The sequence below is a fragment of the Dyella japonica DSM 16301 genome, from assembly GCF_001010355.1.
Taxonomy (GTDB): domain Bacteria; phylum Pseudomonadota; class Gammaproteobacteria; order Xanthomonadales; family Rhodanobacteraceae; genus Dyella; species Dyella japonica.
Map to the genome: position 1 here is coordinate 1 of NZ_JPLA01000035.1, position 13641 is coordinate 13641.

The following is a 13641-nucleotide window of genomic DNA, read 5'->3' on the forward strand; positions in this document are numbered from 1 at the left end:
CCCGGAAGGCGCGTCATCCGGGGGGCCCTTCTCTTTGGTTACTTTCTCTTGGGCAAGCAAGAGAAAGTAACCCGGCCTCCGGCAGGAGGACGGAAGCCCGCGGCAGGCGAGCCAGGTCGCCGTATCGCGAAAACCAAGCGCACAGTCACTGGATGACCAGCCATTCGGCTGTTGAAAAGCGCCTCCTGCTTTCGCAGGAATGACGAGTAAAAGCGCGCCTGCACCGCGATCACGAGCAACGAAACGTAGCCCAGTGCTCGATGCTCAACCAGTCAATCCAATCAATCTAAAAAGCGACCCGCTGGCGACAATCCCCCCACCTTGTCAAACTCCCGCCAAACCCACCTCAGCCATCGCCAAATGCCAACCCCCAACCTCCCCCTCTCTCCCATCGTCGCCGGCCTCTGGCGCATCACCAGCTGGCAATTCAGCGTGCCGGAGCGCGTGCGCTGGATCGAGCAGGCGCTTGAGCTTGGCATTACTTCGTTCGACCACGCCGACATCTACGGCGACTACCAGGCCGAAGCGCAGTTCGGCGAGGCACTCAAGGCCGCACCGTCACTGCGTGCACGCATGCAGCTGATCACCAAATGCGGCATCCGCCTTCGCTCCGCGCAACACCCCTATCGCATCAACTACTACGACAGCTCCGACAGCTACGTGCGCCAGCAGGTGGAGCAATCGCTGCGCAACCTGCACACCGAGCAGCTGGACCTGGTGCTGATCCATCGCCCCGACTATCTGATGGACGCGGCGGAGCTGGCAGAGACGTTCGACACGCTCACGCGCGAAGGCAAGGTCGCGCACTGGGGCGTGTCCAACCACACGACCAGCCAGTTCGCGCTGCTGCACCAGCATCACCCGTTGCTCACCAACCAGATCGAACTGTCGCCGCTGCAGATGGATGCTTTGGACGATGGCACGCTCGACCAGGCGCAGCAGCTGGGCCTGCGCCCGATGATCTGGTCGCCGCTGGGTGGTGGGCGGCTATTTACCGGCGAGGATCAACAGGCGGTGCGCGTGCGCGCTGAAATGACGACGATCGCGGATCGCTACGGCGTCACACTCACCACGCTGGCCTTTGCGTGGTCGCTGCGCCATCCGTCGCGTCCGCACGTGATCACCGGCACGGGGCGTATCGATGGTCTGCGCGAGGCGGTGGCGGCGCTGGATGTGAAGCTGGATGCCGAGGACTGGTATGCGATATGGACCGCCAGCAAGGGGCATTCGGTGCCGTAACTGCACTTGTGGGAGCGCACCCTGTGCGCGACTGCGACACGGCGACCTATCCTGCTGGCGGCCAACATGAAGGTGCCGCTCAACCGAGCGTGACTTTGCACTTGGGGGCTGTCGCGCACAGGGTGCGCTCCCACAGGGTGCCCTGAGGTCAGCGCTTAGCGGTTGCTCACACCATGCGGCACATGTCCCGTCGCCACATGCTTGCGCGCGGACTCCACATTCGCCGGCGAATCATCGAAGAAGATATCGGCGCCGAACGCGTCGAGGAACGGCCCCTTGTCACGGCCGCCGAGGAACAGCGCCTCGTCGATACGCACACCCCAGCGCCGCAACGTGAGGATCACCCGCTTGTGCGCCGGCGCGGAGCGCGCAGTGACCAGGGCGGTGCGGATGGGTGAATCCTCGGCCGGGAACGCTGCCTGCAGGCGGTGCACGGCGGTGAGAAAACCGCGGAACGGCCCCACCGAGAGCGGCTCGTTGGCCAGCTTGTGTTCGCTGCGATGAAACGCTTCCAGCCCTTCCTCGCGCGACACGCGTTCGCCTTCGTCGCCAAAGATCACCGCGTCGCCGTCGAAGGCGATACGCAGTTGCTCGGTGGCGCGTGGTGGCGCGACCGAGGGCAGGATGGTGGCCGCCGCCACACCGGCGGCCAGCGCACGGCCCACGTCTTCCGCATTGGCGGAAAGAAACAGGTCGGCCTTGAACGGCGCGATGTAATCGGAGGTGGGCGCGCCGCTGGTGAAGGCGGCGCGGCTGATCTCCAGCCCGTAATGCTGGATCGCGTTGAAGATGCGCAGCCCGGTGTCGCCGGAGTTGCGCGACAACAGGATCACCTCGACCGGCGGCACATCGCCCGCCAGCTTGTTCAAGCCCAGCAGCTTCTGTACCAGCGGAAACGCGACGCCCGGCTTGAGCAGCTCGTTCTCGTGCTCGATCTGGAACGCGCGATACGCATCCAGCCCCTGATGCTCGAACAGCTCGTGACTGTCGCCCAGGTCGAACAAGGCACGCGAGGAAATGGCCACCACCAGGCGGTTGTCGCCGGCAGAGGAAGGATCGTGGGCGTCGGACGCGGGGCGGGTCATGGGGGCAATTTAGCGCAAAAGGCGAGGAGTGAGTGGGAGGAGTGAGTGGAGAGGAGTGAGGAGTGAGAGAAAGCACAAGATCTGCCGCACGACTCTCACTTCTCACTCCTCTCCACTCACTCCTGCCCTTTCAGTCCGGAGCGAATTGCTCATCCAGAATGCGCTGTTCCAGATTGTGCTCCGGATCGAACAACAGGCGCACACCCTGCCCCGCCGACTGGCGGATCTCCACTTCCCGGATGTCGCGCACTTCGTGGTAGTCGGCGGTGGCGCTGACCGGGCGCTTATTGGGATCGAGCACGCGCATGGTGACCAGGGTGCGGTGCGGCAGGATCGCGCCACGCCAGCGGCGCGGACGGAATGGGCTGATCGGGGTCAGCGCGAGCACATTGGCATCCAGCGGCAGGATCGGCCCGTGCGCGGACAGGTTATAGGCCGTGGAACCGGCAGGCGTCGATACCAGGATGCCGTCGCAGACCAGGTTGGGCAGCTTCACGATGTCGTTGAGCTTCACTTCCAGGTGCGCCGCCTGATTGCTCTGGCGCAGCAAGGACACTTCGTTGAACGCCAGCGCGTGATGCACGTCGCCATTGACATCGACGGTGCGCATCTCCAGCGGATAGAGCACCGCGGCATGCGCGCGCGAAATGCGCTCTTCCAGCTCGTCGATGCGATGCTTGTTCATCAGGAAGCCGACGCGCCCCAGCTTCATGCCGTACACCGGCGCCGGCAGCGCGCGATAGGCGTGCAGCGTGCGCAGCATGAAGCCGTCGCCGCCCAGCGCCACGATCACATCCGACTGCTCAGGCTGCGCATCGCCATAGCGGTCGATGAGTTTGCGTCGGGCCTGTTGGGCGACATTGGTTTCGCTGGCGACAAAGGCGAAGCGCATAGGGTCGGGCAACGGTCAGGGCGAGGACGCCAGTTGAGCGTAGATGGACGAAGGGCGCAAGACCGTCGCCGGTTTGCGCCCTTCGTTGACCTTCACCGCGCCGGCGCCATGAGACGCCGGGTGGGCATTACTGGTTCACCGGCACCTGCGCCAGCTGGGCCAGGCGGCGGACCGCCACCGAGGCGATCGGGTAGTCCGCCTTCTCGGTGAGGATTTCCGCCAGCATGTTGCGCGTGTACTTGAGCGTGGCGTCGTCACGCTGCAGCCACGCCTGCACCGGCGAGACGTCCTTGGCGCTGCCGGTCATCGACAGCACCTGCAGGGCCAGCGCGCGATGCTGGTGGTTAAGCTCATCCAGCAGCGAACCGCGAGCCTGGGCGTGCCATGCACCTTCCACCGGCAGCGCTTCGATCTGGTTGCGCAGCCATTCCAGGTCCAGCGCCTCGCCCAGTTCGTAGAACACGCCGGCCACCTTGGCGATCGGCTGGCCGCTCTGCTGTGCCACTTCGACGATGTCGAGCATGGCGCGCAGTTCGGGCAGACGGGCCATGCGCAGGGCGAGTTCGCCCGGCATGCCCAGACCGTCCCACTTTTCCTGGCTGGTGGCGAAGTCCTGCTTGCCGGTTTCGGTGAGCACGTTCGGCAGGGCCGCACGCAGCTCGGTCACGCCGGTCTGGTAGCGCTCCACGTTGGCGTTGATGTCCAGCGTGCCGCCCGGGCGGTTCAGCAGCCAACGGGTGGTGTGACGCAGCAGCGACCAGATCTGCAGGATGGCGTCGATCTGGGTGTTCTCAGCGACCTTGCCGTCCAGCGCCTCGATCTGGGCCCACAGTTCACGCGCATCGAGGATCTCGCGCGCTGCCGTGTACGCCTTGGCGATGGCTGCCGGACCCTGACCGGTGTCCTCCTGCATGCGCATCATGAAGGTGGCGCCCATGCGGTTGATGGTGGAGTTGGTCACGGCCGTGGCGATGATGTCGCGCTTCAGGCGATGGCGCTGCATGTGCTCGGCGTACTTGCCGTGCAACGGCTCGGGGAAGTAGCGCACCAGCTCCTTGGAGAGGTAGGCATCTTCGGGCACATCCGAGTCGAGCAGCTGCTGGTACAGCTTGATCTTGTCGTACGACAGCAGCACCGACAGTTCCGGACGCGTCATGCCGATGCCGCGCGACTTGCGCTCGGTCAGCTCCGCTTCGCTGGGCAGGTTTTCCACCTGGCGATCGAGCAGGCCTTCCGATTCCAGCTGGCGGATGAAGTGCGCCATCGAACCGATGCGATGCACCGACTGGTGCTCCATCAAGGTGATGGCCTGGTTCTGGCGGTAGTTGTCCCACAGCACCAGCTGGCCCACTTCGTCGGTCATGCTGGCCAGCAGCGTGTTGCGCTGCTCGGTGGTCAGCTCGCCGCGCTGCACGGCGTCGCCGAGCAGGATCTTGATGTTCACCTCGTGGTCGGAGGTGTCCACGCCGGCGGAGTTGTCGATGAAGTCGGTATTGAGCAACACGCCATGCTGGGCGGCTTCGATACGGCCCTTCTGGGTAAAGCCCAGGTTGCCGCCCTCGCCCACCACCTTGCAGCGCAGCTCCACGCCGTTGACGCGCAGCGCGTTGTTGGCGCGATCGCCCACATCGGCATGCGTTTCGGCGCTGGACTTCACATAGGTACCGATGCCGCCGTTCCACAGGAGGTCCACCGGCGCCTTCAGGATGGCGCTGAGCAGATCGTTCGGCGCCAGCTGGGTCACGTCCGGCTTGAGGCCGAGCACCGCACGCACTTCCGGCGAGATCGGGATCGACTTGAGCGTGCGCGGATACACGCCGCCGCCCGCGGAAATCAGCTGCTTGTTGTAATCGTCCCAGCTCGAACGCGGCAGCTTGAACATGCGCTCGCGCTCGACGAAGGAACGCTCGACATCCGGGTTCGGATCGAGGAACACATGGCGATGATCGAACGCCGCCACCAGCTTGATATGGCGCGACAACAGCATGCCGTTGCCGAACACGTCGCCGGACATGTCGCCGACGCCCACGCAGGTGAAGTCCTGCGACTGGCTGTCACGGCCCAGTGCACGGAAGTGGCGCTTGACCGACTCCCACGCGCCCTTGGCGGTGATGCCCATGCCCTTGTGGTCGTAGCCATTCGAGCCGCCCGACGCGAACGCGTCGCCCAGCCAGAAGCCGTGTTCGACCGAAATGGCGTTGGCGATATCCGAGAAAGTCGCGGTGCCCTTGTCGGCAGCCACCACCAGGTACGGATCGTCGTTGTCATGGCGCACCACGTCGTGCGGCGGCACCACCTTGCCTTCGATCAGGTTGTCGGTGATGTCGAGCAGGCCGCTGATGAACATGCGGTAGCACGCAATGCCCTCGGCCAGCTGCGCGTCACGGTCGCCGTTCACCGGCGGACGCTTGACGAAGAAGCCGCCCTTGGAGCCCACCGGCACGATCACGGTGTTCTTCACCATCTGCGCCTTCACCAGGCCCAGCACTTCGGTGCGGAAGTCTTCGCGACGATCCGACCAGCGCAGGCCGCCACGCGCCACGGCGCCAAAGCGCAGGTGGATGCCTTCGACGCGCGGCGCGCTGACGAAGATCTCGCGGTACGGCACCGGCTTGGGCAGGTCCGGCACGCGGTGCGAATCGAACTTGTAGCTGATGTAGCTGCGGTACTGATCGTTCCACTGCTGGAAGAAGCTGGTACGCAAGGTGCCGCGGATCAGCGCCACGAAGCTGCGCAGAATGCGGTCATCGTCGAGGCTGGAGACGGTTTCCAGCAGCGTGCCGATGGCTTCTTCGACCGCCGCCAGCTGTTCGCCGCGCGGCTGGGACAGCGCCGCCACCAGGCCGTCGATCAGGGCCGGATGCGCGTGACGCAGCGACTCGGGGATCAGCACCTGCATTTCGTTGCGCAGCAGCTCGCCGGCGCGCTTGAGCTCATCCGTGGACAGCGACTCGCGGCGCGGATCGAACTTCGCCAGGAACAACTCCACCAGCAGGCCGGCAATTGCCGGGTAGCGGTTGAAGGCGTCTTCCATATAGCTCTGCGAGAACGCCACGCCGGTCTGCAGCAGGTACTTGCAGTAGCCGCGCAGCATGGCGATCTGGCGCCAGCTCAGCTTGGCGCCGAGCACCAGGCGGTTGAAGCCGTCGTTCTCGGCATTGCCGCGCCAAATCTGCTCGAACGCGTCCTCGAACAGCGTGCCCACCTGTTCCACGCTGAAAGCGAGGCTGCCGGCGGTCTGCACTTCGAAGTCCTGGATGTACAGCATAGTGCCGCCGACATGGATGTCGTACAGGTGCTCGGTGAGCACGCGCAGGCCCAGGTTCTCCAACTGCGGCAGCACTTCGGACAGCGCGATGTCGCCGCCGCTGCGATAGATCTTGAAGCGCAGTTCTTCCGGGCGCGAGGCCGGGTGGTAGAACGACATGCGCACGGCGTCGTCGCCCTTGAGCAGCGACAGCTGGTGCACGTCCTCGGCGGCGGTGGCCGGCGAGACGTCTTCCACGTAACCGGCGGGCAGCGCCTTGGCGTAACGGTTGGCCAGCACCACGCCGTCGTGGTCGCCCAGCGTGCGCACGAGTTCGTCGCGCACGTCATCATGCCAGTTGCGCACGATGGTGGCCACGCCCTTCTCGAGTTCGGCCACGTCGTAATGCACCTGGTCGCCGATCTTCGGACGCACCACCACATGCAGGCGCACCAGCGCGGCTTCGCCCATCAGCACGGACGAATCGAGGCTCTCGCCGCGCATGGCGTCCTTGAGCAGCGCTTCGATGCGCTCGCGCACCGTGGTGTTGAAGCGGTCACGCGGCACGTAGACGATGCAGGTGACGAAGCGGCCGTAGCGGTCGCGGCGCACGAACAGGCGCGTGCGTGCGCGCTGGCGCAGTTCCAGCGTGCCCATGGCGGTGGTGTAGAGCTCTTCGTCGCTGCTCTGGAACAGCTCGTCGCGCGGCAGCGTTTCCAGGATGTGGCGCAGCGCCTTGCCCGAATGCGAGTCGCGCTTGAGGCCCGAGCGCTCCATCGCGTACTCGAACTTCTGGCGCACCAGCGGCACGTCCTGCGGACGCGCCATATAGGCGTTGGAGGAGAACAGGCCCAGGAAGCGCTGTTCGGCCACCGGCTTGCCGTTGGCGTCGAACTTGAGCACGCCCACGTAATCCATGTAGCCCGGACGATGCGCGTGCGAGCGCGCATTGGTCTTGGTCAGGATGATGGCGTCGGTGGAACCGGACTGCGGCAGGTCGCTGGCCACCAGCGAACGCAGCGAACGCGGGGCGAGCGAGCGTTCGCTCTTGTGCAGGATGCCCATGCCCGAGCTTTCGTTGGCGCGCAGCACTTCCTCGCCATCGGCTTCGGTCACTTCGTATTCGCGGTAACCGAGGAAGGTGAAGTTGTCATCGGCCAGCCAGCGCAGGAAGGCGGAGGCCTCCTTGATGGCGGCGGCGTCCAGCGGCAGCTGGCGCGACGGCAGGTCGTCGGCGGTGGCGAGCGCCTGGTCGCGCATCTTCTTCCAGTCGGCCACCACCACGCGCACGTCTTCCAGCGCGCCTTCCAGTTTCGCCTTGAGCTTGGCCAGCTCTTCGTCGTCGGCCACGCGGTCCACTTCGAAGTGCATCACCGACTCGCTCTGCCCGTCGGCGGCGCCGATCTTCAGCAGCTTGCCGGAGGCATCGCGCGCCACCTCCACCACCGGATGGATCACGGCGTGGATCTGCAGCTGGTCGGCCGCCACCATGGTGACCGTGTCGACCAGGAACGGCATGTCGTCAGTGACGACCTGGATGTAGCTGCGGCCGGCGTGGCCGGTGGCCGGATTGACCACGCGCACCGAGGCGCGGCCCGGCTGGCGCTGCTGCACGAAGGTGAGCAAGTCGGCGATCAGGGCGGCCCACTCGCGGGCGGTGTGGAGTTCGAGATCGCCATCGGCGATGCGCGCGAAGAAAGCGCTGATAAAAAATTGCGCCTCATCAAGGCGCCCGGTAGGAAATCCGCTTTGCTTCAGTTCTTCGAAAACAACAGTGGGGAACGAGCTGTTGCTAGCCGCACGAATCGCGTTCATGGCATCTACTGTGTTGGGGAGACGGAATGAGGCTAAAAAAGCCTCAAAAGAATACGCCTCGCGCCATGCCTTATCCACACTTGCGAAAGATGCACTTCAGCTAGCGGCAGGTCATGACGCCCGTGCAGCAATGAGCCTGCATCGCTTTCCATGCGACGTTTGCATGACAACCAAGCGCTTGCGCACTTGGACGAAAACTTGCCGCGCTCGCGTGTTGCCGCTGCAACGCTGGCGATTCGTGTCCACCGCGGATCAGCCGATACCCCTGCGTATGTCATGGCGACGACGCATTCAAAACGTTGCAGCGCAGCAGATGAAATGGTCGACCTATGGACCGCCATGCCTGCTTCGGGCCTGCCCGTCCGCTCGCGCGACCGCTTGTTGCCAGCAAGCGCGCGACCGCCGCAACCGGACCATCGGCACAGGCTTTCGCAAGCCGCCGCAGGCACCATCCGGGCGACGGCCGTCCCCTGTCTTAGTGGCCGACACCCTTCCTTCACGGAATTCAGCCAAAATTAGGTCGCACGTCCCGTTGGGAGTACAGCCACCCAACCCAGCGGAACACATAGGACGCGTCTGAATGGCCCAGGGAGGCCGATCCGGCGTATCAGGGGTGTCTCTACAAATTGTAAACTGTACGGTATAGTCCAAGCTCGCCTGCCTGAACGAGCCACGGCTTTACCGACCCTGCCCTTCCTTGCCTGCCCGTTTACGGGACGCTCGGACTAGCGGGGCCGCTGCGTGTTCGTTGCAAGCCCCTTTTGTCGCCGCCCGGAGAGGCGTCGACGCGCTGCATCCCCGACCACATTAAAAAAGAAATGGAGCCCACATGAAGTCCACGTCACTGCGCACACCTCTGCTGTGCCTTGGCCTGCTCTCACTGGCCGCCTGTGGCAAAGGCAAGGATCAAGGCCCGCCGCAGGCGCCGCCGCCGGAAGTCGGTGTCGTCAAGGCCCAGGCCCAGAGCACGCCGCTAGCCAAGGATCTCGTGGGCCGCGTGTCGGCTTACCGTAGCGCCGATGTGCGCGCCCGCGTGTCGGGTGTGCTGCTCAAGCGCGTCTATCAGGAAGGCACCGACGTCAAGGCCGGCCAGGTGATGTTCGAGATCGACCCGGTGATCTACCAGGCAGCGCTGGACTCGGCCAAGGCCAACCTGGCCGCGGGCCAGGCGACCTACGTGAACTTCCACAACCTGGCCGAGCGCGACCGCAAGCTGCGCCCGCAGAACTACATCTCGCAGTCCGACCTGGACGCCGCCGAAGCCAACGAGCGCAGCGGTGCCGCCTCGGTGAAGCAGCTGCAGGCCGCCGTGGAAAGCGCCAAGATCAACCTGAGCTATACCCGCGTGGTGGCGCCCATCGACGGCCGCGCCGGTCAGCAACAGGTGACCGAGGGTGCCATCGTCGGCAACGGCGCCGCCGATTCCGGCTCCAGCTCGACGCTGTTGACCACGGTCGACCAGCTCGATCCGCTGTACGTGAACTTCACGGTCAGCGCGGCCGATCTGGACCGCCTGCGCGCGGCCCAGGCCGCTGGCAATGTGTCGCTGAGCGATCAGGGCAAGACCACCGTGAAGGTCACCCTGCCCGACGGCAGCAAGTACGACCAGGACGGCACGCTGGACTTCTCCGGCGCCACGGTCGATCCGACCACCGGCTCGATCAACCTGCGCGCCCTGCTGGCCAACCCGCAGCGCCGTCTGTTGCCGGGTACCTACATCACCATCACCGCCAACCTCGGCGAGCTACACAACGTGTTCCTGGTGCCGCAGGCGGCCATCCAGCGCGACGTGGTCGGCGCCTATGCGCTGGTGGTGGGTCAGGACGGCAATGTCGCCCGCAAGAACGTCACCGCGGACAACCTGGCCGGTTCGAACTTCATCGTCACCAGCGGCCTGAGCAGCGGCGACCAGGTGATCGTCTCCGGCCTGCAGACGGTGCAGCCCGGCAAGCCGGCCAAGGCGGCGCCGTTCGATCCGAACAAGAAGCCCGGCGAGCAGGGTCCACCGGCAGCAGCGGGTCATGCTGCTGGCGGCAAGCAGTAAAGGGAGTCGACCAACATGCCGAGTTTCTTTATTGACCGTCCCATCTTCGCGTGGGTGGTGGCCATCCTGATCACCCTGGTTGGCACCATCTCCGTGTTGAACATGGGTATCGAGTCGTATCCCAACATCGCGCCTCCCCAGGTGGTGGTGTCCGCGACGTATCCGGGCGCCAACGCCGACACCATGGAGAAGAACGTCACCCAGGTGATCGAGCAGCAGCTCACCGGTATCGACCACCTGCTGTACTTCTCCTCCTCCTCCAACTCCAACGGCACCAGCTCGATCACGCTGAGCTTTGAGACCGGTACCGATCCGGACATCGCCCAGGTGCAGGTGCAGAACAAGGTGCAGCTGGCCCAGCCGCGCCTGCCGACCGCCGTGACCCAGCAGGGCGTGGTGGTGGCCAAGAGCAACCCGGACTTCCTGATGTTCGTGTCGCTGGTGTCCAACAACCCGGACATCGACGGCAACCGCCTGGCCGACGTGATTGCGTCCCAGGTGGCGGACCAGGTCGGCCGTATTCCCGGCGTGGGCGCCACCCGCCTGATCGGCGCCGAGTACGGCGTGCGCATCTGGCTCAACCCGGACAAGATGCACGGCTACGGCTTGTCGCCCAGCTCGGTGTTCTCCGCCGTGGCGGCGCAGAACGTGCAGTTCGCCGCCGGCTCGCTGGGCGCCGATCCGTCGCCGAAGGAACAGGGCTTTACCGCCACCGTCTCCGCTGAAGGCCGCTTCTCCTCCCCGCAGGAGTTCGGCAACATCATCCTGCGCGCCAACAGCGACGGCACGGTGGTGAAGCTCAGCGACGTGGCGCGCATCGACTTCGGCCCGCAGAGCTACGGCCTGGGTGCGACGTGGAACGGCCAGCAGGTCGGCGGCCTGGGCGTGCAGCTGCTGCCCGGCGCCAACGCGCTGGACGTGGCCGACGCCGTCAAGGCCAAGATGAACGAGCTGTCCAAGGACTTCCCCGAGGGCGTCACCTGGTTCGCTCCGTACGACACCACCCCGTTCGTGACGATCTCCATCAAGGAAGTGGTGCACACCCTGATCGAGGCCATCATCCTCGTGTTCCTGGTGATGCTGATCTTCCTGCAGAACTTCCGCGCCACGGTGATCCCCACCCTGGTGATTCCGGTGGCCCTGCTGGGTACCTTCATCGGCCTGGTGGCGTTGGGCTTCACCATCAACCAGCTGACCTTGTTCGGCATGGTGCTGGCCATCGGTATCGTGGTGGACGACGCGATCGTGGTGATCGAGAACGTCGAACGCATCATGAGCGAGGAGCAGCTCTCGCCCAAGGAAGCGACACGCAAGGCGATGGGCCAGATCACCGGCGCGGTGGTGGCCATCACCGTGGTGCTCGCGGCGGTGTTCGTGCCGTCCGCCTTGCAGCCGGGTGCGTCGGGCGTGATCTACAAGCAGTTCGCGCTGACCATCGCCGTGTCGATGGGCTTCTCCGCGTTCCTCGCGCTGTCGTTCACGCCGGCCTTGTGCGCCACGCTGCTCAAGCCTGAGCACGAGCACAAGAAGAACATCGTCTACCGCAAGTTCAACCAGACCTTCGACTGGGTCACGCGCACCTATGGCGGCCACATCGGCAGTGCGACGCGCCATGCGCCGCGCTGGATGATCGTGTTCGCCCTGGTCGCGGTGCTGGCCGGCTTCCTCTACACGCGCCTGCCCACCAGCTTCGTGCCCAGCGAAGACCAGGGCTTTGCCCTGGCCATCGTCAACCTGCCGCCGGGTGCCACCCTGCACCGCACGCAGGACGTGATGGCCGAGATGCGCGAACGCGTGAAGAAGAGCCCGTACAACGATGACATCATCGGCATGTACCAGATCAGCGGCTTCAGCTTCATCGGCCAGAGCGAAAGCACCGGCATGGCCTTCATCAAGCTCAAGGACTGGGATTCGCGTGCAATTACCGCCGATGAGCTGATCATGAAGTTGAACGGCGTGTTCCACGGCATCCGCGACGCGCAGATCTTCGTGGTCAACCTGCCCACCATCCGCGGCCTCAGCCAGTTCGGCGGTATCGACATGTATCTGCAGGCCCGCGCGGGCCAGACGCATGGCGAGCTGATGCAGGCGATGGCCATGGCTGTCGGCAAGGCGAAGGACAACAAGGCCCTGTTCGGCGTGCGTCCCAACCAGCTGCCCGATGCGCCGCAGTGGGATATGAAGGTCGATCGCACGCAGGCTCAGGCGATGGGCATGTCGGTCAGCGACGTGTACACGGCCATCCAGCTCACGCTGGCGCCGGTGTACGTCAACGACTTCGTCTACGGTGGCCGCGTGAAGCGCGTCTATCTGCAGGCGGACCAGGCTTACCGCATGGGCCCCGACGCTCTGCAGCACATCTACACGCCCAGCAGCCTCGCGCCGGGCGCGGCGGCCAGCAGTTCGTCGACCTCCACGTCGTCGTACCAGGCTACGGTCAATCCGTACAACATGATTCCGATCTCCAGTGTGGTCAACACGAAGTGGGACATGGGCTCGCCTGCCCTGACCCGCTACAACGGCTACGCCGCGGTCGAAATCGTGGGTAACGAAGCGCCGGGCTACTCCACCGGTCAGGCCATGAACGCCTTGCAGGGCATCGTCGACCACGACCTGCCCAAGGGCTTCGGCGCGGACTGGACGGGTCAGTCGTACCAGGAAATCCTGGCCGGCAACTCGGCCACCCTGCTGCTGGCGCTGTCGATCCTGATCGTGTTCCTGTGCCTTGCCGCACTGTACGAGAGCTGGTCGATCCCGGTCGCCGTGCTGCTGGTGGTGCCGCTGGGCCTGCTTGGCACGGTCGTGTTCTCGATGTTGCGCGGCTTGCCGAACGACATGTACTTCAAGATCGGCATGATCACGGTGATCGGCCTGGCGGCGAAGAACGCGATCCTGATCGTGGAATTCGCGGTGGAGCAGCAACAGGACGGCAAGTCGCTGTTCGATGCAGTCATCACGGCGGCCCGCCAGCGACTGCGTCCGATCCTGATGACCTCGATGGCGTTCATCCTCGGCGTGTTCCCGTTGTTCATTTCGACGGGCGCCGGCGCCAACTCCCGCCATGCCATCGGCACGGGCGTGATCGGCGGCATGATCTTCGCCACCTTCCTGGGTCTGCTGCTGATCCCGGTGTTCTACGTGACGGTGCGCCGCGCACTGGGCGACAAGCTGGACGAACCGTCCCGCAAGATCCGCCCGGCCCATGGCGAAGCTGCCGCGCCGCAGGGCGGCGGTGGTACCGGTGGTACGCCGAGCAGTGCGATGCAGCCGTTCGATTCGGACCCGCGTCGCGGCGGTTAATCCGGACCTACGGTAGTCA

General features: G+C 65.0%; 6 protein-coding genes. 3 read left to right on the top strand and 3 right to left on the bottom strand.

From position 1 onward, the window contains the following. Positions 1-360 precede the first annotated feature (360 nt). Positions 361-1239 carry an aldo/keto reductase gene (locus tag Y882_RS12965; protein ID WP_046972357.1) on the top strand — a complete coding sequence of 293 codons (879 nt, stop codon included), beginning with the start codon at positions 361-363 and terminating at the stop codon, positions 1237-1239. 155 nt (positions 1240-1394) lie between these two features. Here the strand turns inward: Y882_RS12965 and Y882_RS12970 are convergent, their stop codons facing one another. The 3 genes from Y882_RS12970 to Y882_RS12980 form a co-directional block, all read right to left on the bottom strand. Continuing rightward, positions 1395-2324, bottom strand: a complete 930-nt coding sequence (locus tag Y882_RS12970) for a 5'-nucleotidase (protein ID WP_046972358.1) — start codon at positions 2322-2324, stop codon at positions 1395-1397. A gap of 130 nt (positions 2325-2454) precedes the next feature. Beyond that, positions 2455-3216 carry an NAD kinase gene (locus Y882_RS12975; RefSeq protein ID WP_046972359.1) on the bottom strand — a complete coding sequence of 254 codons (762 nt, stop codon included), beginning with the start codon at positions 3214-3216 and terminating at the stop codon, positions 2455-2457. 127 nt (positions 3217-3343) lie between these two features. Next, positions 3344-8278 (bottom strand): NAD-glutamate dehydrogenase, encoded by a 4935-nt coding sequence (locus Y882_RS12980; protein ID WP_046972360.1) that lies wholly within the window; start codon positions 8276-8278, stop codon positions 3344-3346. Positions 8279-9107: 829 nt separating this feature from the next. Here Y882_RS12980 and Y882_RS12985 point away from each other — a divergent pair. Then, on the top strand, positions 9108-10322 hold the full coding sequence (locus Y882_RS12985; protein WP_046972361.1) for an efflux RND transporter periplasmic adaptor subunit: 1215 nt from the start codon (positions 9108-9110) through the stop codon (positions 10320-10322). A gap of 15 nt (positions 10323-10337) precedes the next feature. Then, positions 10338-13622 (top strand): multidrug efflux RND transporter permease subunit, encoded by a 3285-nt coding sequence (locus tag Y882_RS12990; protein WP_046972362.1) that lies wholly within the window; start codon positions 10338-10340, stop codon positions 13620-13622. Positions 13623-13641: the final 19 nt, after the last annotated feature.